General features: G+C 67.2%; 31 protein-coding genes. 6 read left to right on the plus strand and 25 right to left on the minus strand.

Features of this window, described 5'->3' with window-relative positions; all coding sequences use genetic code 11:
• Positions 1–7: 7 nt before the first annotated feature.
• The 8 genes from rpsE to rplN are packed head-to-tail and all read right to left on the minus strand — an operon-like array spanning position 8 to position 3,478.
• Positions 8–526, minus strand: a complete 519-nt coding sequence (rpsE, locus tag ABIC90_RS03620) for a 30S ribosomal protein S5 (RefSeq protein WP_013544109.1) — start codon at positions 524–526, stop codon at positions 8–10.
• An 18-nt stretch (positions 527–544) separates the two neighbouring features.
• Positions 545–910: a 50S ribosomal protein L18 gene (gene rplR, locus ABIC90_RS03625; protein ID WP_041944073.1), complete on the minus strand. Its 366-nt coding sequence runs from the start codon at positions 908–910 to the stop codon at positions 545–547.
• Positions 911–924: 14 nt separating this feature from the next.
• Positions 925–1,458: a 50S ribosomal protein L6 gene (gene rplF / locus ABIC90_RS03630; protein WP_354352681.1), complete on the minus strand. Its 534-nt coding sequence runs from the start codon at positions 1,456–1,458 to the stop codon at positions 925–927.
• Positions 1,459–1,482: 24 nt separating this feature from the next.
• Positions 1,483–1,878 carry a 30S ribosomal protein S8 gene (rpsH, locus tag ABIC90_RS03635; RefSeq protein ID WP_013544112.1) on the minus strand — a complete coding sequence of 132 codons (396 nt, stop codon included), beginning with the start codon at positions 1,876–1,878 and terminating at the stop codon, positions 1,483–1,485.
• A 20-nt stretch (positions 1,879–1,898) separates the two neighbouring features.
• Positions 1,899–2,204, minus strand: a complete 306-nt coding sequence (rpsN, locus tag ABIC90_RS03640; protein WP_093436359.1) for a 30S ribosomal protein S14 — start codon at positions 2,202–2,204, stop codon at positions 1,899–1,901.
• Positions 2,205–2,212: 8 nt separating this feature from the next.
• On the minus strand, positions 2,213–2,752 hold the full coding sequence (gene rplE, locus ABIC90_RS03645; protein WP_013544114.1) for a 50S ribosomal protein L5: 540 nt from the start codon (positions 2,750–2,752) through the stop codon (positions 2,213–2,215).
• 11 nt (positions 2,753–2,763) lie between these two features.
• Positions 2,764–3,096 (minus strand): 50S ribosomal protein L24, encoded by a 333-nt coding sequence (gene rplX, locus ABIC90_RS03650; protein WP_130427180.1) that lies wholly within the window; start codon positions 3,094–3,096, stop codon positions 2,764–2,766.
• Between the two features lie 13 nt (positions 3,097–3,109).
• A complete protein-coding gene (rplN, locus tag ABIC90_RS03655) occupies positions 3,110–3,478 on the minus strand; it encodes a 50S ribosomal protein L14 (RefSeq protein ID WP_013544116.1) in 369 nt (122 codons plus the stop codon).
• Positions 3,479–3,750: 272 nt separating this feature from the next.
• Between rplN and ABIC90_RS03660 the strand changes: the two genes are divergently transcribed.
• Positions 3,751–4,863: an esterase-like activity of phytase family protein gene (locus tag ABIC90_RS03660; protein ID WP_354352682.1), complete on the plus strand. Its 1,113-nt coding sequence runs from the start codon at positions 3,751–3,753 to the stop codon at positions 4,861–4,863.
• Entirely contained in the window at positions 4,860–5,717 is an 858-nt protein-coding gene (gene proC, locus ABIC90_RS03665; RefSeq protein WP_354352683.1) for a pyrroline-5-carboxylate reductase, read from the plus strand. The genes ABIC90_RS03660 and proC overlap by 4 nt, the downstream gene beginning before the upstream one ends.
• 6 nt (positions 5,718–5,723) lie before the next feature.
• Here proC and ABIC90_RS03670 read toward each other — a convergent pair whose 3' ends face one another.
• From ABIC90_RS03670 to ABIC90_RS03700, 7 genes are all read right to left on the minus strand, one after another.
• Positions 5,724–6,191, minus strand: coding sequence for a MaoC/PaaZ C-terminal domain-containing protein (locus ABIC90_RS03670; RefSeq protein WP_354352684.1), 468 nt, complete (start codon positions 6,189–6,191; stop codon positions 5,724–5,726).
• An 18-nt stretch (positions 6,192–6,209) separates the two neighbouring features.
• Entirely contained in the window at positions 6,210–7,070 is an 861-nt protein-coding gene (gene ubiA, locus ABIC90_RS03675) for a 4-hydroxybenzoate octaprenyltransferase (protein ID WP_354352685.1), read from the minus strand.
• Positions 7,071–7,154: 84 nt separating this feature from the next.
• Positions 7,155–7,730 carry a Dps family protein gene (locus ABIC90_RS03680; protein ID WP_354352686.1) on the minus strand — a complete coding sequence of 192 codons (576 nt, stop codon included), beginning with the start codon at positions 7,728–7,730 and terminating at the stop codon, positions 7,155–7,157.
• Between the two features lie 141 nt (positions 7,731–7,871).
• Positions 7,872–8,837, minus strand: a complete 966-nt coding sequence (locus tag ABIC90_RS03685; RefSeq protein ID WP_354352687.1) for a LysR substrate-binding domain-containing protein — start codon at positions 8,835–8,837, stop codon at positions 7,872–7,874.
• A gap of 72 nt (positions 8,838–8,909) precedes the next feature.
• Entirely contained in the window at positions 8,910–11,105 is a 2,196-nt protein-coding gene (gene recG, locus ABIC90_RS03690; RefSeq protein WP_354352688.1) for an ATP-dependent DNA helicase RecG, read from the minus strand.
• Positions 11,106–11,116: 11 nt separating this feature from the next.
• Positions 11,117–12,613, minus strand: a complete 1,497-nt coding sequence (locus ABIC90_RS03695; RefSeq protein ID WP_354352689.1) for a TIGR01777 family oxidoreductase — start codon at positions 12,611–12,613, stop codon at positions 11,117–11,119.
• The gene (locus ABIC90_RS03700) at positions 12,610–13,278 is read right to left on the minus strand and encodes a DUF4166 domain-containing protein (protein WP_354353128.1); all 669 of its coding nucleotides are present in this window, start codon (positions 13,276–13,278) and stop codon (positions 12,610–12,612) included. The genes ABIC90_RS03695 and ABIC90_RS03700 overlap by 4 nt, the downstream gene beginning before the upstream one ends.
• A gap of 129 nt (positions 13,279–13,407) precedes the next feature.
• Between ABIC90_RS03700 and queA the strand changes: the two genes are divergently transcribed.
• The 3 genes from queA (at position 13,408) to ABIC90_RS03715 (ending at position 16,488) form a co-directional block, all read left to right on the plus strand.
• Positions 13,408–14,451, plus strand: a complete 1,044-nt coding sequence (queA, locus tag ABIC90_RS03705) for a tRNA preQ1(34) S-adenosylmethionine ribosyltransferase-isomerase QueA (protein ID WP_354352690.1) — start codon at positions 13,408–13,410, stop codon at positions 14,449–14,451.
• Positions 14,452–14,459: 8 nt separating this feature from the next.
• A complete protein-coding gene (gene tgt, locus ABIC90_RS03710; protein ID WP_354352692.1) occupies positions 14,460–15,632 on the plus strand; it encodes a tRNA guanosine(34) transglycosylase Tgt in 1,173 nt (390 codons plus the stop codon).
• Positions 15,633–15,693: 61 nt separating this feature from the next.
• Positions 15,694–16,488 (plus strand): SDR family NAD(P)-dependent oxidoreductase, encoded by a 795-nt coding sequence (locus tag ABIC90_RS03715; protein WP_354352693.1) that lies wholly within the window; start codon positions 15,694–15,696, stop codon positions 16,486–16,488.
• A 70-nt stretch (positions 16,489–16,558) separates the two neighbouring features.
• On the opposite strand, the gene ABIC90_RS03720 is transcribed toward ABIC90_RS03715, so the two are convergent.
• From ABIC90_RS03720 to ABIC90_RS03750, 7 genes are all read right to left on the minus strand, one after another.
• Positions 16,559–16,936, minus strand: coding sequence for a DUF3597 domain-containing protein (locus ABIC90_RS03720; protein WP_354352694.1), 378 nt, complete (start codon positions 16,934–16,936; stop codon positions 16,559–16,561).
• 184 nt (positions 16,937–17,120) lie between these two features.
• The gene (locus ABIC90_RS03725; RefSeq protein ID WP_354352695.1) at positions 17,121–18,185 is read right to left on the minus strand and encodes a zinc ribbon domain-containing protein; all 1,065 of its coding nucleotides are present in this window, start codon (positions 18,183–18,185) and stop codon (positions 17,121–17,123) included.
• A 26-nt stretch (positions 18,186–18,211) separates the two neighbouring features.
• Positions 18,212–18,997, minus strand: coding sequence for a DUF2145 domain-containing protein (locus ABIC90_RS03730; protein ID WP_354352696.1), 786 nt, complete (start codon positions 18,995–18,997; stop codon positions 18,212–18,214).
• Positions 18,994–19,452 carry a hypothetical protein gene (locus ABIC90_RS03735; protein ID WP_354352697.1) on the minus strand — a complete coding sequence of 153 codons (459 nt, stop codon included), beginning with the start codon at positions 19,450–19,452 and terminating at the stop codon, positions 18,994–18,996. Before ABIC90_RS03735 ends, ABIC90_RS03730 begins: the two co-directional genes overlap by 4 nt.
• Before the next feature lie 43 nt (positions 19,453–19,495).
• A complete protein-coding gene (locus ABIC90_RS03740; RefSeq protein WP_354352698.1) occupies positions 19,496–20,011 on the minus strand; it encodes a YiaA/YiaB family inner membrane protein in 516 nt (171 codons plus the stop codon).
• Positions 20,012–20,126: 115 nt separating this feature from the next.
• A complete protein-coding gene (locus ABIC90_RS03745; protein ID WP_354352699.1) occupies positions 20,127–22,082 on the minus strand; it encodes an MFS transporter in 1,956 nt (651 codons plus the stop codon).
• A gap of 98 nt (positions 22,083–22,180) precedes the next feature.
• Positions 22,181–23,038, minus strand: a complete 858-nt coding sequence (locus tag ABIC90_RS03750) for a hypothetical protein (RefSeq protein ID WP_354352700.1) — start codon at positions 23,036–23,038, stop codon at positions 22,181–22,183.
• Between the two features lie 140 nt (positions 23,039–23,178).
• Between ABIC90_RS03750 and ABIC90_RS03755 the strand changes: the two genes are divergently transcribed.
• Positions 23,179–23,913, plus strand: coding sequence for a helix-turn-helix domain-containing protein (locus ABIC90_RS03755; RefSeq protein WP_354352701.1), 735 nt, complete (start codon positions 23,179–23,181; stop codon positions 23,911–23,913).
• A gap of 4 nt (positions 23,914–23,917) precedes the next feature.
• Here the strand turns inward: ABIC90_RS03755 and pyrF are convergent, their stop codons facing one another.
• Genes pyrF through rimI form a run of 3 tightly spaced genes read right to left on the minus strand, consistent with a single transcriptional unit; the run spans position 23,918 to position 26,130 of the window.
• Entirely contained in the window at positions 23,918–24,745 is an 828-nt protein-coding gene (pyrF, locus tag ABIC90_RS03760; RefSeq protein ID WP_354352702.1) for an orotidine-5'-phosphate decarboxylase, read from the minus strand.
• 33 nt (positions 24,746–24,778) lie between these two features.
• Positions 24,779–25,591, minus strand: a complete 813-nt coding sequence (locus ABIC90_RS03765; protein WP_354352703.1) for a uracil-DNA glycosylase family protein — start codon at positions 25,589–25,591, stop codon at positions 24,779–24,781.
• Positions 25,588–26,130 (minus strand): ribosomal protein S18-alanine N-acetyltransferase, encoded by a 543-nt coding sequence (gene rimI, locus ABIC90_RS03770; RefSeq protein ID WP_354352704.1) that lies wholly within the window; start codon positions 26,128–26,130, stop codon positions 25,588–25,590. Before rimI ends, ABIC90_RS03765 begins: the two co-directional genes overlap by 4 nt.
• Positions 26,131–26,135 lie beyond the last annotated feature (5 nt).

The following is a 26,135-nucleotide window of genomic DNA, read 5'->3' on the forward strand; positions in this document are numbered from 1 at the left end:
CTTGCGCTCAGGCGAAGATTTCTTCGACGGTCAGGCCACGCTTGGCAGCCACTGCGGATGCAGTCGTCGAGTTCTTCAACCCGTCGAGCGTGGCGCGAACCATGTTGTAGGGGTTCGACGAACCATGGCTCTTGGCCACGATGTCGGTGATGCCCATGACTTCGAACACGGCGCGCATCGGGCCGCCGGCGATGATGCCGGTACCCTTCGGTGCGGGGATCATGACAACCGAAGCGGCGCCGTGATGACCCGTCACGCGATGATGCAGCGTGCCGTTCTTGATCGAGATCTTGGCCAGGTTGCGACGGGCTTCTTCCATCGCCTTTTGCACTGCAGCGGGCACTTCCTTGGACTTGCCCTTGCCCATGCCGACGCGGCCTTCGCCGTCGCCCACGACCGTGAGTGCTGCGAAACCGAGGATACGACCACCCTTCACCACCTTGGTGACGCGGTTGATCGCGATCATCTTCTCGCGCAAACCGTCCTCAGGGCCTTCGTTCTGCGTTCTTGCTTGAATCTTTGCCATTTTGAATCTCGTGTCCGGTTAGAACTGCAGACCGGCTTCGCGAGCCGCCTCGGCCAGCGCCTTGACGCGGCCGTGGTATGCGAAACCTGCGCGGTCGAAGGCGACCTTCTCGACGCCGGCAGCCTTCGCCTTTTCAGCGATGCGCTTGCCGACGGCGGTGGCTGCAGCGGCGTTGCCGCCCTTGCCCGAACCGCCGAGCGAGGTACGCATTTCGGCTTCGGCCGTCGATGCGGTTGCAATCACCTTGGTGCCGTCGTCGGAGATGACGGTGGCGTAGATGTGCAGGTTGGTGCGGTTCACCGTCAGACGGGCCACGCCCTGCGTCGCGATGCGAATGCGGGTCTGGCGCGAGCGGCGAAGGCGCTGTGCTTTTTTGGTCAACATCATTTTGCTGCCCCTTACTTCTTCTTGGTCTCTTTGATCACGATCTTTTCGTCCGAATAACGGATGCCCTTGCCCTTGTAAGGCTCAGGCGGACGAACAGCGCGGATCTCAGCGGCGATTTGACCAACGCGTTGACGGTCAGCGCCCTTGATCACGATTTCGGTCGGGGTCGCGGTGGCCACCGTGATGCCCTGGGGCATTTCGATGTTGACCGGGTGCGAGTAACCGACCTGCAGGTTCAGCTTGGCGCCGGACGCCGCAGCCTTGTAGCCGACGCCGACCAGGTTGAGCTTCTTCTCGAAGCCCTTGGTCACGCCAACCACCATGTTGTTCACCAGCTGGCGGATCGTGCCGCTCATCGCATTCGCTTCACGCGAATCGTTGGCGGGCTCGAAGCTCAGCTTGCCGTCATTGCTGACGACCTTGACCAGGGCATTGCGGGCCAGGTTGAGCGTGCCGCCCGTACCCTTGACGCTGATCTGGTCTTCCTTGATCGACACATCCACGCCAGCGGGGATGGTGATCGGCATTTTTCCTACTCGGGACATTTCAGTGACTCCTCGATGTCTCGGTTAGGCGACGTAGCACAGAACTTCGCCACCGACACCGGTAGCGCGCGCCTTGCGGTCGGTCATCACGCCCTGGGGGGTCGTGACGATCGCAACGCCGAGGCCGTTCTGGACTTGCGGAATGGAAGCACTGGCCTTGTAGACACGCAGGCCGGGACGGCTCACGCGCTCGATGCGCTCGATGACCGGACGGCCAGCGTAGTACTTCAGGACGATTTCAAGTTCGCTCTTGCCGGCTTCGGTCTTGACCTGGAAGCCGTCGATGTAGCCCTCGTCCTTCAGGACTTGTGCGATCGCGATCTTCACCTTGGAAGACGGGACCGACACGGTGGGCTTCGCCACCATCTGCGCGTTACGGATACGCGTCAGCAGGTCGGCAATGGGATCACTCATGCTCATGTTGTTTGCTCCTGCCTGGCTTACCAGCTGGCCTTGGTGACACCGGGGATGTCGCCAGCGAAAGCCAGTTCACGGATCTTGGCGCGAGCCAGACCGAATTGACGGAAGGTGCCGCGCGGACGACCGGTGATCGCGCAACGGTTGCGTTGGCGGGTCGGGTTCGCGTTGCGCGGAAGCTTTTGCAGGCCCAGGCGGGCGGCTGCGCGTTCTTCGTCGCTCTTCTTCAGGTCGTTGGAAGCAGCCTTCAGTTCAGCGTGCTTCGCAGCGAACTTGGCAACCAGCTTGTCGCGCTTGAGTTCGCGCTGGATCAAAGATTGTTTAGCCATGGTTCGCCTCAGTTCTTGAACGGGAAACGGAAACCCGCGAGAAGCGCCTTGGCTTCTTCGTCGGTCTTGGCCGTCGTCGTGATGCTGATATTGAGACCGCGCAGGGCATCGACCTTGTCGTACTCGATCTCAGGGAAAATGATCTGTTCCTTGACGCCGATGTTGTAGTTGCCACGGCCATCGAACGCACGGCCGGAGATGCCGCGGAAGTCGCGAACACGCGGCAGCGCGATGGTCACGAAACGGTCCAGGAACTCATACATCTGCACGCCACGCAGCGTGACCATGCAGCCGATAGGCTGGTTTTCGCGGATCTTGAAACCGGCGATAGCCTTCTTCGACTTGGTGACCACAGGCTTCTGGCCGGCAATCTTGGTGAGGTCGGCAACAGCGTTGTCGAGGACCTTCTTGTCAGCAACCGCTTCACCCACACCCATGTTCAGGGTGATCTTGGTGAGACGGGGGACCTGCATCGGCGACTTGTAGCCGAACTTTTCCGTCAGGTCTTTCGCGATCTTTTCGCGATAGTGTTGTTGGAGACGTGCCATGTGAGTACCTCTTAGGCGAACTTGATTTCGTCGCCGCTGGACTTGAAGACGCGAACAGCCACGCGCTTGCCGTCAGCACCCTGGGAGATCTTGATGCCCACGCGATCGGCCTTGCCGGTCGCGGCATTGAAGATCGCCACGTTGGATTGGTGAATGGGCATGGACTTCTCGACGATGCCACCGGTCGTACCCTTGAGCGGGTTCGGCTTGGTGTGCTTCTTGACGAGGTTCAGGCCTTCGATGACGACGTGCGAGTCGTCCTTGCGAAGCGAGACGGTGCCGCGCTTGCCCTTGTCACGACCGGCCAACACGATGACCTGGTCGCCTTTGCGAATCTTGTTCATGGCGTTGTTGTCCTTACAGAACTTCAGGTGCCAGCGACACGATCTTCATGAACTTTTCGGTGCGCAGCTCGCGCGTCACCGGTCCGAAGATGCGGGTGCCGATAGGCTCCAGCTTGGCGTTGAGCAACACGGCTGCGTTGCTGTCGAATTTGACGAGCGAGCCGTCGGCACGGCGGATGCCCTTGGCGGTGCGGACCACCACTGCGCTGTAGATCTCGCCCTTTTTGACGCGACCACGCGGAGCGGCCTCCTTGATGCTGACCTTGATGACGTCGCCCACGCTGGCATAACGCCGCTTGGAGCCACCGAGCACCTTGATACACAGGACGGATTTCGCGCCCGTGTTGTCGGCCACTTCGAGCCGGGATTCAGTTTGGATCATTTCTTGATATTCCCAACTTGTACCGATGAGCCTCCAGGAGGGAGACACCGCGGTCAGTCTTGGGCCCGTCGTTGGCGCCTCGAACCACTCGAGGCACTTCCGCTTTGGGCTGAAAGCTTCGCCTTTTGGAAGCGAAGCCGGCGATTATTGCAGGCACTTCTGCCGATGTCAACCGGCTCATTACATCATCTCGCCTTGGCACTAGACTTCGAGGCGTGCGTGCGCCTCCCACCAGCTCCCAGCCAACCCTGTTTTCCGTCCGCCGTCGCCTGATGGCGGGCGCTGCGGCCACCATTGCACTGGGCCTCTCCGGTTGCCGGAGCGCAGGGCCCATTCCGGACAGCGGCCGCCTCCGGCGCATCGCCGAGGCGCGCTGGGCGCACCGCCTCTATATAGAAGGCACGGTGGCCGGCGGGCTCTCGGGTATCGACTACGACGCAAAGCAAGGTGAGTACCTGCTTATCTGCGATGACCGGTCAGACCTCGCGCCCGCTCGCTTCTACCGCGCCCGCTGGTCTCACCCGCAGGCCGCCCAGCCCGAACCCGCTGGCGTTGTCCTGCTGCAACAACCCAGTGGCGGCCCCTGGCCGGACCGGCGCCACGCGGCAGCCGGCCTCCCGGTCGCCGACCCCGAATCCCTGCGGCTGCGCCCCGGCACCGGCACCCTGCTGTGGACCAGCGAGGGCGACATCGCCCGCGGTTTCGGCCCCGCCCTGTATGAATCCGACCGCAACGGCCGCTTCCTGCGCGAATTCGCCCTGCCCGCGATGTTCACGCCCGATCGCGCCCGGCGCAGCGGATCGCGCGACAACCTGACGCTCGAAGGCCTCGCACTGACGCCCGATGGCCGCTTCGCCTGGCTGGCCATGGAAAGCGCCCTGATCCAGGACGGTCCCGCCCCCACCATCCACGCGCCCGGCGGCCCCTGCCGATTCACCCAGGTCGACCTGGAAACCGGGCGGCCCACCCGCCAGATCGCCTACGTGCCCGACGCCATTCCGCTGCGCCCCCTGGTCCCCGGCAGCTACGCCGACAACGGCGTGAGCGAGGTACTGATGCTCGACGCCCACCGCATGCTGGTGCTGGAGCGCGCCTACGCCACCGGAACCGGCAACTCGCTGCGCCTCTACGAAATCGACACCCGCGCGGCCGGCGACGTGCTCGCCGTCGGCAGGCTCGCGCCCGGCAACCACCAGCCCGTCGCCAAGACCCTGGTGGCCGACTTCGCCGCGCTCGGCCTTTCGCGCCTCGACAACACCGAAGGCATGTGCTGGGGGCCGCCGCTTGCCAATGGAAACCGCACGCTGATGGTCGTGAGCGACGACAATTTCAACCCCCTGCAAGTGACCCAGTTCGCCGCCTTCGAATACATCGACCGACCATGACCATCGCCGTGACCTTCCTGCCCCGCACCGCCCCCGCGCCGCTGCCGCCCATCGCCTTCATCGGCGGCGGCAACATGGCGAGCGCCATCATCGGCGGCCTGATCCAGCAAGGCACTCCGGCCAGCGCGTTCGAGGTCGTCGAGCCCTTCGAGGCGGCGCGCACGAAGCTGGCCCAGTCCTTCGGCATCACCGCGCAGGCCGAGGCCGGTGAGGCGCTTTCGCGTTGCGCTGTCGTGGTGTGGGCCGTCAAGCCGCAGACCTTTGCCGAAGCCGCCAAGCCGGTGCGCGCGTTCGCGGACGACGCACTGCACCTGAGCGTGGCGGCGGGCATCCCGTCCGACAGCATCGCCCGCTGGGTCGGCACCGAACGCGTGGTGCGCGCCATGCCCAACACGCCCGCGCTGGTCGGCCAGGGCATGACCGGCCTCTTCGCGCGGCCCGGCGTCACGGGTGCCGATCGCGCACTCGTCAGTCAACTCCTCACGCCCACGGGCGAACTGCTGTGGGTCGATGACGAACCGGCGCTGGACGCGGTCACCGCCATGTCCGGCTCGGGCCCGGCCTACGTGTTCTATTTCATCGAGGCGATGGCCGAAGCCGGCATCGAGATGGGCCTTTCGCCCGACCAGGCGCAGCGCCTGGCCATCGGCACCTTCACCGGCGCCTCGGCGCTGGCGCACAGCGCGACCGAGCCGCCTTCTGTATTGCGCGAGCGCGTGACCTCCAAGGGCGGCACGACCTACGCGGCGATCACCTCGCTGGAAGGCGCGGACGTCAAGGCGCAGTTCAAGACCGCCATTCGCGCCGCGCAGAAGCGGGCGGCCGAGCTGGGCGAGGAATTCGGGCGCGGTTGAGCCCGATCAGGCCGGCAGCGCGCGCGGCCCGAGAAAGAACAGCCACTCGGCCGCCAGCGTGACGGTGCCATCCTCGAGTTCGAGCAGCACCTCTTCCTTCAGCAGAAAACCGTCGTCGCCCTTGGGCGTCGCGCCGAGGATGCGCACCCGCGCCCGAAAGCGCGCGCCCACCGGCATCGGCCTGACGAAGCGCAGGCGGTCGAATCCGTAATTCAGCGCGTGGTTCGAATCGAAGGGCAGCAGCGTGCGCATCGCTTCGCCGGTCAGCCGGATCAGGTGTGCGACCTGGAAGAAGCCCGGCACGATGGTGCCGCCGTAGTCCGTCTCGCGAGCCGCACGCTCCGGATCGAGGTGGATCCACTCCCCTTCACCGTCGCCCGAGAGCGCCGCGTACTGGTCGACCATCTGCTGGGTGATGGCATGCCACTCGGACAAGCCCTCCTGGCCGATCTTCTGCGTCAGGCGGTCGAGCATGTATGTGCGTCCTCTTCTTTATCGGATGGCGTAGCCGGCCACGACACCGACGAACACCGTGAAGCCCAGCCAATGGTTCAGCCGGAAGGCCTTGAAGCAGCCGTCGCGCGTGCGGTCGCGGATCAGCCGCCAGTGCCAGAACGCCTGCGCGGCAGCCGCGGCGATGCCCGCGAAGAACGGCACGCCCAGCGACCGGCTGGCACCGGCCCAGGCCCAGACCGCCAGGAAGATCGCGTAGCTCAGCATCACGGCCGCCACGTCGAAACGGCCGAAGGTGATGGCCGAGGTCTTCATGCCGATCTTCAGGTCGTCGTCGCGGTCGACCATGGCGTACTCGGTGTCGTAGGCCAGCACCCAGAACAGGTTGCCCGCCAGCAGCCAGGCGGCGAACACCGGCACGGTGGACTGCACCGCAGCAAAGGCCATGGGGATGCCGAAGCTGAAGGCAATGCCCAGCACCGCTTGCGGGATCGACACGAAGCGCTTGGCAAAGGGATAGATCAGCGTGATGGCCAGCGCCGCGAACGACCACAGCACCGTCACCCGGTTGGTGGCGAGCACCAGCCCGAAGGCCATCAGCGCCAGCACGGCACCGAGCGCGAGCGCTTCCTTCACCGAGATCGCACCGCTGGTCACGGGCCGCTGGGCGGTGCGCTTCACGTGGCGGTCGAAGTCGCGGTCAGCCACGTCGTTGACGCAGCAGCCTGCGCTGCGCATGAGGAAGGTGCCGAGCGTGAACACCACGACAAGCTGCCATCCCGGCCAGCCGTCGGCCGCGAACCAGAGTGCGCCCAGCGTGGGCCAGAGCAACAGCAGCCAACCCGCGGGGCGGTTCCAGCGGATCAGGTCAAGGTAGAGCGCGAGGCGATGGGCAAGCATGCGAGGGGCAGAAAACGGGCAAAAAAAGAGCGGCCATTGTGCCGCTCTCGGTTTGGCTTCCCCGATCCGGGGAAGTCGTCGCGCTCAGTCCTCCAGCAGGGAGCGCAGCATCCAGGCCGTTTGATCGTGCACGGTGCAACGCGCGGTCAGCATGTCGGCGGTGGGATCGTCGCCAGCCTCTTCCGCCACGGGGATGAACTCGCGCGCGATGCGCGACACGGTCTCATGGCCCTTCACCAGGATGCGCACCATCTCCATCGCCTTGGGCGGGTTCTGCGGCACATCGGGCACGGTGGCGATCTTGCTGAACTCGGCGTACGAGCCCGGCGCGTAGTGGCCCAGCGCGCGGATGCGCTCGGCGAGCACGTCGGTCGAGGTCCAGAGCTCGGTGTACTGCGCCATGAACATCGCATGCAGCGAGTTGAAATGCGGCCCCGTCACGTTCCAGTGGAAGTTGTGGGTGGTGAGGTACAGCGTGTAGGTGTCGGCCAGCACGCGGCTCAGGCCTTCGGCGATGGCCGCGCGGTCCTGGCGCTCGATGCCGATGTTGATGATCGGCGCGTTGCGGCTGCCGGACTCCTGCGCGACGACTGCGCCGCCCTTCTTGGGCACCTTGCCGGCGGAAGATGCAGGCGATGATTTTTTCGAGGCTTTGGCCATGGCGAGAGCTCTTTCTTCAAGTTGGGGGGAACACCGGAATTCTGGAAGCCGGCAGGCGGCTTCGCAACAGCACCACTCTATCCCAGCGATCAACGATTCAAAACAGCCGCGGCGTAGGCCAAGGTCGCAAATCGCCTGTCGCTACGAGAGGCGTTTGACGCCCGGCAGCTCGCACGCATAGATGGCATTGCGCAGTGCGGCGATGGCCTCGTAGCGGGTGAAGGTGCGACGCCATGCCAGCACCACGCGGCGCGTGGGCGGGTCGCGGTCGTGCGCGTCGCGCACCGGCAGGTAGCGCACCATCTGGTCGGAGTCCTTGCGGCCTTTGCCCTTGGGCTTGAGCGCTTCGGCCGGCACCGACAGGCGCGGCACCAGCGTCACGCCCATGCCCGAGGCCACCATGTGCTTGATGGTTTCGAGCGACGAGCCCTCGAAGCTCTTGCGGATGCCTTCGGCATTGCTGGAGAAGCGCGCGAACTCGGGGCATACCTCGAGCACGTGGTCGCGAAAGCAGTGGCCGGTGCCCAGCAGCAGCAGGGTCTCGTTCTGCAGCTCGTCGGAGGTGATCGACTCGCGGCTGGCGAACTTGTGGTTGATGGGCAGCGCCGCCATGAAGGGCTCGTCGTACAGCGGCGCCATTGCCAAGCCGGTGTCGGGAAAGGGCTCGGCCATGATGGCGCAGTCGATCTCGCCGGCGCGCAGCATCTCCAGCAGCTTGGCGGTGAAGTTCTCCTGCAGCACCAGCGGCATCTGCGGCGTGCGCGCGATCACCTGGCGCACCAGGTCGGGCAGCAGGTACGGGCCGATGGTGTAGATCACCCCCAGGTTCAGCGGGCCGGCCAACGGGTCCTTGCCGCGCTTGGCGATCTCCTTGATGCTGGCGGCCTGGTCGAGCACGCTCTGCGCCTGCTGCACGATCTGCTCGCCCAGCGGCGTGACGGTCACTTCGCCGGCGCTGCGCTCGAAGAGCTTGACTTCCAGCTCGTCCTCGAGCTTCTTGATGGCCACCGAGAGGGTCGGTTGGGAGACGTAGCAGGCCTCGGCCGCCTTGCCGAAGTGCCGTTCGCGGGCTACTGCGACGATGTATTTGAGTTCTGTGAGAGTCATAGCTTGCGTCAATTATGCGCAAGCCTCCGTGACCCGGCGTTGTCAGGGGTCGGTGCGGCGCCCGATACGGGCTCAGGCCTTCAGGTACTCAGCCTTGGTGCCCAGCCAGCGGTCGATGTGCCGCTGGGCCAGATCGGCGTGCTTCTGGAGCATCACCGGTGCGAGTTCGCGCGCCCAGTCGAGCAGCAAGCTGTCGGTCGTCAGGTCGGCGAAGCGAAGCAGCGGCGCACCCGACTGGCGTGCGCCCAGGAACTCGCCAGGGCCGCGAATCTCCAGGTCGCGCCGCGCGATCTCGAAGCCGTCGCCCGTCTCGGCCATCGCCTTGAGCCGCGCGCGCGCCGCCTCGCCCACGCGGCCGCTGTCGCCCGGCGCGTAGAGCAGCACGCAGGCCGACGCCGCTGCGCCGCGGCCCACGCGGCCACGCAGTTGATGAAGCTGCGAAAGCCCGAAGCGCTCCGCATGCTCGATCACCATCAGCGAGGCGTTGGGCACATCTACGCCCACTTCGATCACCGTGGTGCTCACCAGCACCTGGATTTCATTGGAGGTAAACGCCGCCATCACCGCCTGCTTCTCGGCCGTGGGCATGCGCGAATGCAGCAGGCCGACGTGGATGGCCTCGCCCAGCGTTTCGGCGAGTTCGTCACGCGTCTCGGTGGCGTTGCGCAGGTCGACCGCTTCGCTCTCCTCGATCAGCGGGCACACCCAGTAGACCTGCCGGCCCTGCGCGATCTGCGCCTGGATGCGGTCGATGACCTCATCGCGCCGGTGGTCGGCCACCAGCTTGGTGACGATGGGCGTGCGGCCCGGCGGCAGTTCGTCGAGCGTGGAGACGTCCAGGTCGGCGTAGTAGCTCATCGCAAGCGTGCGCGGGATGGGCGTGGCGCTCATCATCAGAAGATGCGGTTCCAATCCGGCGCCGGGCCGCCCCAAGCCGGATTGCCCCCCCTTGGGGGGGGGAGGCGAAGCCTCGAGGGGGGCTGCAGCCGGGCCCACGGCCTTGCCTCGCAATGCAAGGCGCTGCGCCACGCCGAAGCGGTGCTGCTCGTCGATGATCGCGAGCGCGAGGTTCTTGAAGCGCACCTTCTCCGAGATGACGGCATGCGTGCCGATGACCAGCGCGGCCTCGCCGCTCTCGACCGCGGCCGACATCGCATCGCGCTCCTTCTTCTTCTGGCTGCCGGTGAGCCAGGCCACGCGCAAGCCGCGTGCGGCCAGCAGCGGATCGAGCCAGCCCACGAGCTTGCCGAAATGCTGGGCCGCGAGGATTTCGGTGGGCGCCATCAGCGCGCACTGAAAACCCGCGTCGATGGCGCGCGCCGCCGCAAGCGCCGCCACCACCGTCTTGCCCGAGCCCACGTCGCCCTGCAGCAGCCGGTGCATCGGGATCTCGCGGCCGAGGTCGCGTGTGATCTCCTCGCCCACGCGCTGCTGCGCGCCGGTCAGTCCGAAGGGCAGCACCGCGAGCAACTGCGCATGCAGCGAAGTCGCCACGGGCTCGGGCGATGAAGGCAACACCGGTGCGCGCTGCGCCGCCCGCTCCAGCCGGGCCTGCAGCTGCGAGAGCTGCTGCGCGAGCAGTTCCTCGGCCTTGATGCGCTGCCAGGCCGGATGGCTGTGGTCTTCGAGCGTCGCCATCGCCACGTCGGGCGTGGGGTAGTGCAGGAAGGTGAGCGAGCTGCGCAGGTCCCACGCGCCGCGCAGGCCGATCTGCACGGGAATCGTCTCGTCGAGCACCGCACGCGCCAGGCCCGAGCGCACCTCGCGCCGAAGTACCGGTTGCGCCAGGCCCGCGACGGTCGAGTACACCGGCGTGAGCGCCTCCGGCAGCGAGGTGCCCGCGGCCTTGACCGTGGGATGCATGATCTGCCGCCCCACGAAACCGCCGCGCACCTCGCCCCGCACGCGCACCCGCGCGCCGACCGCGAGCTGCTTTTGCTGCGACGGATAGAAGTTGAAGAAGCGCAGTTGGCAGGTGTCGCTGCCGTCGTCGATGGTGGCGATCAGCTGGCGGCGCGGGCGGTACACCACCTCGCATTCGGTGACCACGCCCTCGACCTGCGCCATGTCGCCGTCGCGCGTGTCGGCGAGCTTGACGATGCGGGTCTCGTCCTCGTAGCGCATCGGCAGGTAGAGCGCGAAGTCGATGTCGCGCACGAGGCCGAGCTTGCGCAGGGCGCGCTGCACCAGGCTCAGGCCGGTGCCGGGCGGCTGCGGCGGCGCGGCTGCGGCGTCCGCAGGCGGGGAAGAGGCTTTCTTGGCGGGCACGGGCAAGGCTTCTATCGCGGCCGGCAAAGGTCCGTCAAGGCGCTGCGTGCGTCGGGAAACGCGAACTGAAACCCGGTCTGCAGCAGCCGGGCCGGCACCACGCGCTGGCCTTCGAGCAGCAGGTCGGCCTGTTCGCCGAGCAGCAGCTTGACGGGCGCGGCGGGCGTCGGCATCCAGAAAGGGCGGCGCAACACGCGGGCGGCGACGCGGGTGAATTCTTCCTGGCTGAGCGCGCCGGGCGCGGTGAAGTTAAAGGCCTGCGCGGTCGCGTCTGCGTGGGTTTCCGCTTTCTCGGCAATGGTCCAGACATGAGCCATGGCACGGATGACATCGTGCACATGCACCCACGACAGCCACTGCCGCCCGCTCCCCAGCCGGCCGCCCATGCCGAGCATGACGGGCAGCAAAAGTTGCGGCAGCGAGCCCTGGTGGCCGAGCACGAAGCCGAAGCGCATGCAGGCCACATGCACGCCATGCACCGTCGCGGCCTGCGCCGCTTTCTCCCATCGCTGGCACAGCGTCGACATGAAGATGTCCTGCGGCGGCGCGTCTTCCGTCAGTTCGGTGGCGTCGCCTTGCGGCTGCACGCCGTAGTAGCCGATGGCCGAGCCCGACAGCAGCAGCCAGGGCTTGCGCGGACGGGTGGCGATCCATGCGACCAGCGTGCGGGTGAGCCCCTCGCGGCTTTGCAGCAACTGCTGCTGGCGGCGCTCGCTCCAGCGCTGGCCGAGGATGCGCGCGCCTGCAAGGTTGATGACCACGTCGCAGGGGTCGGTCTCGGGAATCTGTTCGAGCCGCTGCACGCAGCGCACCGCGCCGCCGAAGTTCCATGCGGCCGAGCGCGCGTCTCGCGTCCACACGGTGACGGCATGGCCGTCGGCCAGCAGATGCCGAACGAGGGTCTGGCCGATGAAGCCGGTGCCACCGGTCACCAGCACGTGCTGCGACTTCGTGCCGAAATGCACCGGCGTCTCGACGGCCCGCGCCGCTTCCTGGGCCGTCCTGCGGAAAAGCGCGCGCGCCGCTAGCCCGTCGCGCAGCCCGGAGATGCCGACGCCCACACCGCACAGTGCGAGAAAAGCGCCCAGCCAGCCTTGCGGCTGCCACACCAGTGCCGTCGGCTGTGCCGCCCAGTCCACCGCGTTCATCGCCAGCAGCGCGATGAACGCGCCGGCGTTGATGGCCAGCACCGTGTGCGTGACGCGCTCGGTCGGCGGCAGCAGGCGGCTGCCGTCCTCGACCACGAAGTCCCAGAGCGTGAGCACGATCTCCACGCCGAACACCGCCAGCAGCACCCAAGCCCACACGCCATGCCAGGCCCACGACGACAGTCCGATGAACATCGCGCAGTAGATCGACGAGCGCACCGCGTGGATCGCCAGCTCGCGCCGCGCGGTGTTGCGCTGCGCGAGCGCCTCGGTGCCTTCGTGGTGATAGAGCGTGTCGAACGCGCCCATCAGCCCCTGCGCGGCCATGAGCTGAAGCGCCAGAAGGTGCGTGTCGATCATGCGGCCATCCCGGGCTCGGCCACTTCCTCGAACACGCCGACCTGCGTGAAGGTGGTGCCCATGAGCCAGTGCCGGATCTCGATGCGGATGTTGAAGCGCCCGGGCGTTTCGTTGTGGTGCCAGAGAAAGGTCTTGCCGGGCGTGAAGACGCCGGGCAGTGGGATGCGCCAGCCGAACACCTCCCAGAAATAGCCGTCGCTCCGGAAATGCAGGCTGCCGTTCTCCACGCTCAGCACCAGCTTCATGCCCAGGCCCATGCCCACGTACTCCAGCACCTCGCCGCGCGCGCTCTCGCGCATGAAGCTGGTGAACTGGATGGGCTTGCGGCCGTGCAGGCGGTAGATGCGCTGCTTGTAGATGGCCGGGTCGCCGGGCTTGGCGTAGACCTGGATCTCGACCGGGAAGTGGCTGTCGCTGTACGGAATCAGCGCGCCCTGGATCAGCGGCTGCGTCAGGTGCCCCAGCAGCTTGCCGAAGCGCGAGCAGCGCAGCTCGCTCAACGCGCCCAGGTAGTGCAGCGCCTTGCCCGGCGAGGGGTTCTTGTCGAAGCGCCGGCGAATGTCCGGGTGCAGGCCCTGCCAGGCGCTTCCGAGGATCTTCTTGAAGAGCTCGCCTTCGGAGGGGAAAGGTGCCAGCGGTACGCGCGCGACGGATGAATCGACCATGCGGCGATTCTGCCTCGGCAACCCCGCGCCGGGCTCGTAGCGGCGTGCCATGGGACAATCCTGCGCTTCTCGCGTCTTCCTCCCTTTCCCATGCCTCCTTGGCACGGGCCCGTCCGGCCCTCAAGCACCATGCGCGCCTTCACGCTCTCCGATTTCGATTTCGACCTGCCGCCCGAACTGGTGGCACAACACCCGGCCTCCGAACGCACGTCCTCCCGTCTCCTCGACGGCACAGGCGATGCCCCGGCCGACCGCATCTTCAAGGACCTGCCCTCGCTGCTGCGCGAGGGCGACCTGCTGGTCTTCAACGACACGCGCGTGGTCAAGGCGCGCCTCTTCGGCGAGAAGCCGACCGGCGGCAAGCTCGAACTGCTGGTCGAGCGGGTGCTGCAGGGGCAGGAGGTCGTGGCGCACATGAAGGTCAGCAAGAAGCCGCCCGTGGGCACCACGCTGCAGATGGTCGGCGGCTTTCGCGCGACGCTGCTGGGCCGCTGGCCCGAGGAAGACGGCGCGCTGTTCCGTTTCGCCTTCGAGAGCGACACGGGCGAGAACCCCTACATGCTGATGGAGCGCTGCGGCCATGTGCCGCTGCCGCCCTACATCACCCACACCGATTCGGCCGACGACGAGAGCCGCTACCAGACCGTGTTCGCGCGCGTGCCGGGCGCGGTGGCCGCACCGACCGCCGCACTGCATTTCGACGAAGGCCTGCTGGCTGCGCTCAAAGCGCGCGGCGTGCAACGCGCGAACGTCACGCTGCATGTCGGCGCCGGCACCTTCCAGCCGGTGAAGACCGAGAACATCGCCGAGCACACGATGCACGCCGAGCGCTATGAAGTGCCCGAGGCCACGCAGCGCGCGATTGCCGAGTGCAAAGCGCGCGGCGGCCGCGTCGTGGCCGTGGGCACGACCACGGTTCGCACCCTCGAATCGTGGGCCAAGAGCGGCGAGGCCTCGGGCGACACGCGCATCTTCATCACGCCGGGCTTCGCCTTCGCGCACGTCGATGTGCTAGTCACCAATTTCCATCTGCCCAAGAGCACGCTGATGATGCTGGTCTCGGCCTTTGCCGGGTACGAGCGTGTGATGGGTCTGTACGCCCACGCCATCGCGAACCGCTACCGCTTCTTCAGCTACGGCGACGCCATGCTGCTGCAGCGCCAACACGATTGAAGACGACCATGCTGAACTTCGACCTCCTCAAGACCGACCCCGACAGCCACGCGCGACGCGGCACGCTCACGCTCAACCACGGCAAGGTGCAGACGCCGATCTTCATGCCCGTGGGCACCTACGGCACCGTCAAGGGCGTGATGCCGCGCAGCCTGGAAGAGATGGGCGCGCAGATCATCCTGGGCAACACCTTCCACCTGTGGATGCGCCCGGGCCTGGACGTGATGCAAAGCTTCGGCGGGCTGCACCAGTTCGAGAAGTGGAACAAGCCCATCCTGACCGACTCGGGCGGCTTTCAGGTGTGGTCGCTGGGCGCGATGCGCAAGATCAGCGAGGAGGGCGTGAAGTTCGCCTCGCCGGTCAACGGCGACAAGCTGTTCCTCACGCCCGAGGTCTCGATGCAGATCCAGACCGTGCTCAACAGCGACATCGTGATGCAGTTCGACGAGTGCACGCCCTACGACACCCAGGGCCACATCACGACCGAGGCCGAGGCGCGCACGTCGATGGAACTGAGCCTGCGCTGGGCCAGGCGGTGCCAGACCGAATTCGCTCGGCTCGAAAACCCCAACGCGCTCTTCGGCATCGTGCAGGGCGGCATGTTCGAGAACCTGCGCGAGGAGTCGCTCGCCGCGCTCGTCGACATGGACTTTCCCGGCTACGCCATCGGCGGCGTGAGCGTGGGCGAGCCCAAGGAGGAGATGCTGCACATCATGGGCCACACGCCGCACCGGCTGCCCGCGAACAAGCCGCGCTACCTGATGGGCGTGGGCACGCCCGAAGACCTGGTGCAGGGCGTCGCCGACGGCGTGGACATGTTCGACTGCGTGATGCCCACCCGCAATGCGCGCAACGGCACCATGTTCACCCGCTTCGGCGACCTGAAGATGCGTAACGCGCGCCACAAGAGCGATCCGCAGCCGGTGGACCCGAGCTGCACCTGCCATGCCTGCGCGGGCACGTCGGGCGTCTCGTGGAACGACGGCGGCCGCGAAGGCTTCAGCCGCGCCTACCTGCACCACCTGGACCGCTGCGGCGAAATGCTCGGGCCGATGCTGTGCACCATCCACAACCTGCATTACTACCTGAACCTGATGACCGAGATCCGGGAAGCGCTGGACGCGGGCACGTTCACGGAGTTCCGCGCCCGCTTCAAGGCCGATCGGGCGCGCGGCGTCTGACGAGGGGCGGCCGCATCCGGTACGCTCACGGCCTGTTCCCATCGCCGTCGTCTCGTTCCCAATGACCACAGCCTCCTCTTCCACTTCGTCGCCCTCCCCCTACACAGCCCGCTACCCCTCGCTCGAGGGCCGCACTGTATTCGTCTCGGGCGGTGCCAGCGGCATCGGCGAGGCGCTGGTGCGGGCCTTCCATGCGCAGGGCGCGAAGGTCGGCTTCTGCGACCTGGACACCGCCGCCGGCACCGCGCTCGCCGCCCAGTTGCAGGGCGAGACGCCCGCCTTCTTCAGCGCCTGCGACGTGACCGACACCGCCGCGCTGGCCGCCACCATCGCCGGGGTGCGCGCGCGCTTCGGCCCCATCGGCGTGTTGCTGAACAACGCGGCCAACGACCGGCGCCACGAGCTGGCCGACGTGACCAGCGAAGACTTCGACCGCCTCGTGGCCGTCAACATCAAGCACCAGTTCTTCGCCGCACAGGCCGTGGCCGAGGACATGCGCGCGCTGGGCGGCGGCTCGATCGTCAACTTCGGCTCGATCAGCTGGATGATGAAAGGCCGGGGCTACCCGGTCTACCAGGCCTGCAAGGCGGGGGTGCGCGGCCTCACCCGCTCGCTGGCGCGCGACCTGGGCAAACAGAACATCCGGGTCAACACGATCATGCCGGGCTGGGTGATGACCGAGCGGCAGATCAAGCTGTGGGTCAAGCCCGAGTCGGCCGCCGAGATCGACGCGGCCCAGTGCGTGCCGGGCCGGGTGATGGCCGAGGACATCGCAGCGATGGCGCTGTTCCTGGCCGCCGACGATTCGAAGATGTGCACCGCGCAGGACTACGTGGTGGATGCCGGCTGGACCTGAGGCCTTCTTCCTTCAGAAAGCAAAAAACCCGGCATGCCGGGTTTTTTGTTGTTGAGCGTCGTACCGCCGATCAGTCGCGCAGTTCGGCCGGCAGCGTGCCGCCGTTGGCTGCGATGCGGGTCATCACCTGCTTGTGCAGGCCGATGTTCCATTCGGCCGAACCCGGCTCGCCGTCGCTGTAGAGGATTTCGCTGGCCAGTTCCTTGCGCGCGGCGAGGCTGCTGTCCAGACCCAGCAACTTGAGCAGGTCGACGATCGAGGTGCGCCAGTTCAGGCCGGCGGCACCAGGCATCGCGTCCAGGATGGCGGGCACGTCGCCCAGCGGGATCGAGGGCGGGGGTGCCGCAACGGCCGGTGCGCCCGGTGCAGCCGCCGGCGGTGCGGCGACGACTTCAGCGGCGTTGGCCGACGGAAAAATCTTGGAAAAAATCTTGCCGAAAAAGCTCATGGTAGGAGGTCCTCGTCGTGCGTGGTGGAGGCCGGGCGATGCATGAAAGTGAACGCCGGCTGCGTGCGAAATGCAGCGCAGGCCAAGGTTCTAACACCTTGCGGCGACAGCTTCGCCAAAATTGGCCACGCAGCGTGCGGAATACCCGCCTGCGGTAGGAAAGATGCGGCGCCTTTGCGCGCCCTCAGGCCGGCGCTGTGCCGCCATCGGGCCCCGCATGGGCCGAAGTACCGCAGGCATGGCAGAACTTCGAGAACGCGCTCTTGCGCGCCTCGCACACACCGCAGTGGTCGAACAGGCCGATGCCGCAGTGCGGGCAGAAATCGATCTCGCCGTTCTTCAGGTCCACCGGGCGCTCGCAGCCGGGGCACACGCTCTTGGCGATGCGGGCCAGCGCGGTGTCGTAGCTCAACTCCTCGCGGCGCACCTGGTCGGGCTGCTGCTCGGCGAGCTTCTGGCGCGCCAGATAGGCATTGAGCGCAACGATGGCATAGCGCCCCACCAGCACCGTGAGCACGATGCCCACCACGTAGCGCACATAGCCGCCGTAGCTCGGCAGGTACGGCACCAGCTCCACGAAGAACGCGAACAGCGCGAAGAAGATGAAGCCCCAGACGAACGGCCAGTAGGTGCTCTTGCGCTTCTTCGCAAACAACCAGCCAGCCACGGCCAGCAGCGGCAGCGTGAGCGCCAGGCGGTAGGCGAACACGCGCAATTCGATGCGGCGGTACTCGGCATCGAGCTTCACCTGCGCATCGCGCTCCAGTTCCGCGAGCGTCGTGCGGGCGCGCTGCTCGGCCTGGCGCGCGTCGAGCATGATCTTCTGCTGCGCATTGAGCTTGCGCTGGACTTCGTCTTCCTTCTGCTTGAACGCATCGAGCGCCTTGGTGCGCGCGATGAGCTCGGTGTCCTGGTCAGGCTGCGCGGTGGCGCGGCGGGTGGCGATCCAGTTGCCGAAGGTTTCGCGCGCATTGGCGCTGGCCTGCTGCGCGGCGCTGAGCTGCAGGCGGATCTGGTCGAGGTCGCGCGCGGCCTGCAGTTCCGTGGCTTCGGAAGCCTTGATGGTGTCGCGCAGCGGCTCGGCCGCGCGCAGGTCGATGAAGTCGTCGATGCCGCGCACCCGCTCGACCTGCGGCAGGTCGCCGACGACCGTGCTGCCCAGGCCGATCAGGAAGCTCGCGAACACCAGCGCCACGAGCCAGAGGCCGCGGCGGAACCATTTTTCGGAGAGGCGCAATGACTTGCTCATTTCATTCTTTCTTCAGGAAGGTCCTGTTATTGCAGCTTGAACGCCACCGGCGCCGAACCCAGCCCCGCGCGCGGCATCCACGCGAACACCGAGTCGACCGTCACCGTCTCGATGCAGTCCGAGAACCGCTTGTCGTTCGGATGGTCGTCGAAGGCGATGTTGGCCGAGCCCACGCGGCCGCCCAGCCGCGTGAGCGGGCCGAGCTTCAAGGTGGTCGGCTCGTAGCCCTTGAACTGCATCCAGGCCTGCGCCTGCGCGCGGTTGTTGATGGTGGCGGGCTCCATGGCGGCCGCCAGCGTTTCGACGGCCCACTGGTTCGACTGCTGGTACTTCTGGCCCCAGGCGTAGCTCACGATGCTGTAGGGCGCCGCGTTCAATCGCACGATGCGCGAAGGCGACTCGTCGAGCGCAGCCAGCAGCTGCGCCTGCACCTGCGGCGTGGGCACGACCCAGGCCGCCTCGTAGCGCCACAGGTCGTCGAGGAAGAACTCCCCCAGCCCCTGCCGGTAGACCGCGGCCACCGCGGTACCGCACTGGTTGAGCTTGTGCACCACGCGCCACGGCCCCGCGTCGGTCTTGTAGGCGATGCCCAGGTGCGAGTAGCGCAGGCCGTACTTGCTCAGGTCCTGCCCCGCGCGCGCCAGCAGCACCACGCGGGCACCGCTCGCATCGAGCTGCTGCGAGGTGCGCTCGGCCAGCTGCATGCCCCGGACGATGAGCGCCGGGGTCGGCTTGACCTGCTCGCAGGAGCGGCCGGCCTCGGCCTGCAGCGCCACGAGCGCGAGCAGGCACGCCGCGAGCGCCCGCTTCATGACAGCCTCTCGTTGTGCAACAGCGCGCGGCCGATGGCGTTGGGCACGAAGGCCAGCACCTCGCCGGCGGCCGACAGCAGGACGCCGCTGCCGATCACGCTGACCACGACCGCCGTGCCCACCGAGGCGGCCGCGCCGTTGGCGGCGCGCCCCATCACCTTGACGCTGGCGCGCGCGCCGTCCGAGGTGCGCTCGAGCAGGTAGACGGTGCCGTCGGCCGATGCATCGACCGCGACCACGGTGAGCATCGAGCCGCCCACCGACAGCGCTGCGGGCACCGCGACCACCGCCGTGGCGGAAGCGCCGACGGCCGACGCCGCACCGACGACAGAAGCGACGGGCAAGAGGGAGAGCGCAGCCGAGGCATCGCTCTGGGCTTGTGCGTGAAGCGGCATCGCGACGCCCGCGAACGCGGTGCAGACGGCGAGAGCAAGCGTGGCCATCGACTTTTTCATGACGGTCTTTCGTTCGTTGAGGGTGAGAGAAAAAAAACGGCGCTCATTCGGCCGATGCGGAAGCGGCGGCTTCCTGGCGGGCGGCGCGGCGGCCTTGCAGGCGGGCTTCGATCAGGTCGGCTTCATGGCGGTCGCGCAGCATCTTGGCCAGCGTGAAGGCCGCGCTGATCAGGAACAGCCAGCTCACGCCCAGGAAAGCCTTGTAGGCGTCGTTGATGTCCATGCGGACCAGGCCCCAGCCGGTCAGGCCCATGGCGATGAAGAAGCTGCCCCATACCACCAGGCGCCACATCGGCAGGTCGCGGCTGGCGCCGCCGCCGCTCGCGTCGGCATGTTGGGCCTGCTGGGCATCGCGCACGAACTTGGACAGCATGAACACCGTGCTCAGGCAGAACACATAGCCCATCACCATGAACGCCCGGTCCAGCGCCTCGCCCGGCAGCCAGCTCAGGCCGGTGGCACAGAGGAAGACGGCGACTGCGAAAGAGGCCCAGGCCTGGAGCTGCCAGGCCCGCGTGTCGCGCTGGATCGAAACGGTGGTGGATGAGAAGGGTTGCATGAATGCCTCGCGGCGTAGTGAAGGTGGGCGAATGATGGTTCGCCCCCGCACCGCGAGGCTCAAATGCTTAGCCCAGTTCCGGCCTGAGCCGCTCCTGGTATCCCAGAGAGATACTTCAGGCGGCCAGCAAACCGCTCACGCGCTGTTGCAGCGCTTCGGGGCGCACCTCGACCGGCGGCACGGCATGGCCGACGTTGAGCCCCACGCGGCTGTAGAAGCCGCGGCGGAAGGGCTTGGCCATGGCGACCTGCTGGCCGCCGCGCAGCTCGATGCGGCTGAAGTACGAGCCCCAGAGGTTGGTCAGCGCCATCGGGATCACCGGCGGCTCGATGCCTTCGGCGCGCGCGCTCTCGACGATCTTCATCACGCCGCCCTTGAAGGGCTGCAGCGTGCCGTCGCGGGTGATCGCGCCCTCGGGGAAGATTGCGAGCAGGTCGCCCTCGCGCAGCACGGCCAGCGCCTTGGCAAAGGCCGCTTCATAGGCCGCCGGGTCTTCCTTCTGCGGCGCGATCGGAATCGCCTTGGCCAGCTTGAACAGCCAGCCGAGCACCGGCACCTTGAAGATGCGGTGGTCCATGATGAAGCGGATGGGCCGCGGGCTCGCCGCCATCAGCAGCACCGCATCGATGAAGCTCACGTGGTTGCACACCAGCACCGCCGCGCCCTCGGTGGGGATGTGCTCGTCGCCCTTGATGTCGAAGCGGTAGACGAAGCGCGACAGCACCCAGGCCACGAAGCGCAGCAGGTACTCGGGCACCAGCATGAAGATGTAGAACGCCACCACCGCGTTGGCGATGCCGGTGAACAAAAAGATCTGCGGAATGCTGAAGCCCGCGCCCAGCAGCGCGCCCGCGATGACCGAGCTGCCGATCATGAACAGCGCATTGAGGATGTTGTTCGCCGCGATGATGCGTGCCCGGTGCGTGGGCTGGCTGCGCAGCTGGATCAGCGCGTACATCGGCACGCTGTAGAGGCCCGCGAACAGCGACAGCAGCCCCAGGTCGGCCATCACACGCCAGTGCGCGGGCTGGCGCACGAAGGCGCCCAGGCCCATCTCGGCCACCTTGGGCAGCGCGCGCGAAGCAAAGTACAGGTCGATCGCGAACACGCTCATGCCGATGGCGCCCAGCGGCACCAGGCCGATCTCCACCTGCCGGCGGCTGAGCGTCTCGCACAGCAGCGAACCGATGCCGATGCCGACGGAGAACACCACCAGCAGCAGCGAGGCCACCTGCTCGTCGCCGTGCAGCACTTCCTTGGCGAAGCTCGGAAACTGGCTCAGGAACACCGCGCCGAAGAACCACATCCACGAAATGCCCAGCAGCGAGCGGAACACCACGACGTTGCCGTGCGCGAGCTTCAGGTTGCGCCAGGTTTCGCTGAAGGGGTTCCAGTTGATCACCAGACCGGGGTCGGTGGCCGGCGCCTGCGGAATGGCCTGCGCCACGGCCCGGCCGCCCAGCGCGAGCAGCAGGCAGGCCACGGCCACGCTGGTGTGGCCGATCTGCGGCACCGCCACCAGCAGGCCGCCCGCCACCTGGCCCAGCAGGATCGCGACGAAGGTGCCCATCTCGACCATGCCGTTGCCGCCGGTGAGCTCGCGCGAATCGAGCACCTGCGGCAGGTAGGCGAACTTGACCGGCCCGAACAGCGTGGAATGCAGCCCCATGAGGAACACGCAGCCCAGCAGGATCACCGCGTCGGCCCGCACGAAGCCCCAGGCCGCAAGCACCATGATCGCGATTTCCAGGTTCTTGACGAAGCGGATCATCTTCGTCTTGTCGAACTTGTCGGTGAGTTGCCCGGCCGTGGCCGAGAACAGCAAAAAGGGCAGGATGAACAGCGCGCCGATCGCCAGGCCCGCCATGGCCGGCGGCATCCAGCTGAGCTGCAGCTGGTAGGTCACCATGACGGTGAAGGCGAACTTGAAGAGGTTGTCGTTCGCCGCGCCCGCGAACTGCGTCCAGAAGAAAGGTGCAAAGCGCCGCTGCTTGAGCAAGGCGAACTGGTTGGCGTGGGCGTTCGCTTCGTGGGGAGCCACGGGGACCGTCGCAGCGGCGGGGGTCGTCATTCGAAGCAATCCTCTTGGTTTTCTACTGCACCTTCGGGAAACACCGCGGAACCGGCTGGGCCGGGCCGCTTTGCGCGAAGCCTGGGGGTGGTTCCATTTCAGGCCGTCAGCGCGGCTGCGTCGGGATTGTGCCGCAGCAACCTCTCTTGCCAGCCCTTCTCCAGCTTACCGAGCGCCATCAGAACCGGCAGGCCCGCGAGCGCCGCCGTCAGGTGCTTGAGCGTGTGGCCCGACACCAGATGCCCGGTTGCCGCGTAGATCTGGTGGTCGGTCAGCTCGAAGGCCTTGGCCAGTGCGTAGAAAAAGATCACCCAGCCCAGCTTGAGGCCGACCGCGCCGCGCATCGGTGCGGCCAGGGCCATCGTGAGCACCAGCGCCATGCCGCCGAACTGCACCAGCGCCCAGGGCATGACGTTGCCGGTTTCCTGCGACACCTCGGCCGCCAGCAGGCCCGCCGTCAGCATGAACCAGGCGGCCGGCCAGCCGGCGCGCTGGCTCACCCGCTCGCAGACCGCGATGCCGATGAGCCCCGCGAAGGCCACCGCCATGCCGGCGCGGTCCGCGGCGAGCCGGGGAGCGTCGGGCATCAGGTGATAGAAGGCCGAGCCGGCGGCGGTGGCGATCAGGCCCGCGAAGAAGAGCCAGGCGCAGTCCAGGGTGTTGTCCGGCGGATCGCTGGCCGGGGGCGCCAGCGGGAAATGGGCCAGCGCCTGCTGGTGGGAGCGGTCGATGCGGTTCAGGCGGTACAGCCCGATGACGCCGATCACCATGAACGGCAGGTTGCTCAGCACGTCCATCGCATTCGGCAGGCCGTGAAAGCGGCGGTCGTCGGCAAACACCGACGCGAAGGCCACGTCGGCGGCCGGCAGCACCGGGCCGAAACAAGCGATCAGCGTGAGCAGCGCAAGGGTGAAAAGCAGTGCGCGTTCACGGCGGCTGAGAGTGGGCAGAAGCATGGCGGACCTCGGTTGGGTGGGTAACAAGCCGCGGAATTTAGTTGCCAGCCCCTCTGCAGGCATCGAGAATCGATACGAGGTACTGATTCACACCCAACGGTATCTTTTCTTAATACCTTCCCAGCGCCATACACCCTCCCATGAGCACCACCGTCGACCTTGTACTCGCCCTCAAGAACGAACTCAAAAGCGCCCGCATGACCTACGCCGACCTGGCCCGGTCGCTCGACATGGCCGAGTCCAGCGTCAAGCGGATGCTGGCCAAGAGCGACATGCCGCTGTCGCGCGTGGACGCCATCTGCCGGGCCCTGAAGATCGACTTTGCCGAGCTCGCCCGCCGCGTGGCCGACGCCCAGCCGCTGCTCAAGGAGCTGACGCAGGAGCAGGAAAAAGCGGTGGTCAAGGACAAGAAGCTGCTGCTGGTGGCCATCAGCGTGCTGAGCCAGTGGACGCTGGAGCAGATCGTGGCCGCCTATCGGGTCAGCGAGGCGGAGTGCATCGGCTGCCTGGCGCAGCTGGACCGCATCGGCATCATCGAGCTGCGCCCGCTCAACCGGTATCGCCTGAAGCTCGCCAAGACCTTCCGCTGGCGGCCGCACGGCCCGGTGATGGAGTTCTTCCGCGAGAACGTGGTGCTCGACTACTACCGCGGCGGCTTCGACGGCCCGGCCGAGGGCCTGCTGCTGGTGCACGGCTCGATCAGCCGCTCGCTGGCGCCGGCCTTCCTGGAGCGGCTGCAGCGCGTCGCGCAAGACTTTGCGCAGCAGCACCAGACCGACCAGAAGCTGTCGGCCAAGGACCGCGAGGGCTACACGCTGCTCTTGGGCATGCGCAACTGGGAGTTCGAGCTCTTCACCCGGCTCCGGAGAGCCTGAAGGCTCAGGAGGCCTTCGCGGCTTCCAGCGTGTCGCGCATCGTGCGCGCGGCGTTCTTGGCCGCATCGGCGAAGTCGTCGCCCGACGAGGCATAGATGATCGCCCGCGACGAGTTCACGATGATCGGCGCATCGGCACGCCAGCCGGCGCGCACCGTGGCGACCGCATCGCCGCCCTGGGCACCGACGCCCGGAATCAGCAGCGGCACCGTCGGCGCGAGTTCGCGCACCCGTTCGATTTCCGCGGGGTAGGTCGCCCCCACCACCAGCCCGAGCTGGCCGTTGAGGTTCCACGGCCCTTGCGCCAGCCTGGCGACGTGCTCGTACAGAAAGGGCTGGCCCTCGATGTCCGCCAGGCGCTGGCCCTGCAGGTCGGAACCGCCGGGGTTGCTGGTGCGGCACAGCAGGAAGGCGCCCTTGCCCTCGTGCTTGAGGTACGGCGCCACCGAATCGAATCCCATGAAGGGCGACAGCGTCACCGCGTCGGCGCCGTAGCGCTCGAAGGCTTCGAGCGCGTACTGCTCGGCGGTGGAGCCGATGTCGCCGCGCTTGGCGTCCAGGATCACGGGCACATGGGGCGCATTGCGGCGCATGTGGTCCATCAGCTGTTCGAGCTGGGCTTCGGCGCGGTGGGCCGCGAAGTACGCAATCTGGGGCTTGAAGGCGATGACCAGGTCGGCCGTCGCGTCGACGATGCGCGCACAGAAGTCATAGATGCGGCCGGCGTCGCCCTTGAACTGCCCCGGAAACCTGGCTGGCTCCGGATCGAGCCCCACGCAGAGCAAGGAACCGTTTTTTTGCTGTGCGGCGGCCAGCTTGTCGAGAAAAGTCATGGGGGCCGATTTTAAGGACCCGGCCCGGCGGGCTTATCGGGGCGCTGCCTGCTGGTCGGCGGCGAGGCACAGGTCGACCCAGGCGCGCGCCTTGTCGGCCGGGTTCCGCAGCAGGTACGCCGGGTGGTAGGTCGCCACCACCGGCACACCGTCGACCGCGCCATCGATCGAGGCCAGCGGCACCGCGCGGCCGCGCAGCTTGCCCAGCGGATCGGCGCTCTGCATCAGGCTTTGCGCGGCCAGCGGGCCCATCGCCAGCACGAGGCTGGGCGCGAGCGCGGCGGCGTGTTCGCCGAAGGCCTCCGACATCGCCCGGGGGCTGCCGGGCTGGCCCGCGCCCACGCCGCGGTGCGTGCGCATCAGGTGCACCGGCGTCTTGCCCTCGTGCAGCTTCAGGGCGCGCAGCATGTTGTCGAGCAGGCGGCCGGCGTCGCCCGAAAAGGGCTCGCCGTGACGGCCATCGGCCTCCGGCGGCATGTCGGCCACGACCAGCCAGCCGCCCTGGGGGGACGCCGAGGCTTGCGCGGCATCGGCATAGAGGCGGCAGGGCGCGTCGACCAGCACCGCGGCGCCCTGTGCGCCCGGCACGGCAGCCGGAGGGCGCGCGACCGGCGCGGGTGCTGCGGCAGCGGGCATTGCGACAGGGGCCGGCGCGGGGGCTGGCGCGACGCGGCGCTCGCTGACCGGCTCCGGCGCCAATGCCACCGCTTCTTCTTCGTCGGCAACGGCGACCGGTTCGGCGTGAGCTTCGATCACCTCGGGCATCGGCCACCAGACCTTGACGCCCATCTCGTCGAGCATCGCGCGCTGGCGTGCATCGAGCTTCAGAGTCTGTACCGCACTCATTTCAGGGCTCCCCAGGCGGAGCCTGTTTCATTCAAACGCAAACTCATCACGACGGCGTCCTCGCGCTTGCCTTCGAACGACGGGTAGTAGCCCTTGCGCACGCCGACGCTGCGAAAGCCCTGCCGCGCGTAGATCTCCAGCGCGCGCCGGTTGCTCTCGCGCACCTCCAGCCACAGCCACTGGGCGCCTTCGCCGCGCGACCAGCCGGCCAGCGCCTCCAGCATCAGCGGCGCCCAGCCCTGGCGCTGGAAAGCCGGCGCCACGGTGATGTTGAGCAGGTGCACTTCATCGACGCCTTTCATGGCGACGTAATAGCCAATGAGCGATTCGCCCAGTTCGGTGACCGGCGAGGTCACACCCGGCGCCGTGCCGGGGGCCAGCAGGCACTGGCAGTGATAGCCGACCGCCATGGAATCGGTGAAGTTGGCGCGCGTCCACGGATGCGTGTAGGCCGTCGCTTCCACCGCGCAGACAGCCTCGATCCGCTCGATGGTGAGCGGTTCGAGGCGGGCTTCGACGGACTGGAGGACAGCGCTCATGCGGT

Origin of the sequence: Variovorax boronicumulans (assembly GCF_040544675.1) — a bacterium.
Classification (GTDB): Bacteria; Pseudomonadota; Gammaproteobacteria; order Burkholderiales; family Burkholderiaceae_C; genus Variovorax; species Variovorax boronicumulans_D.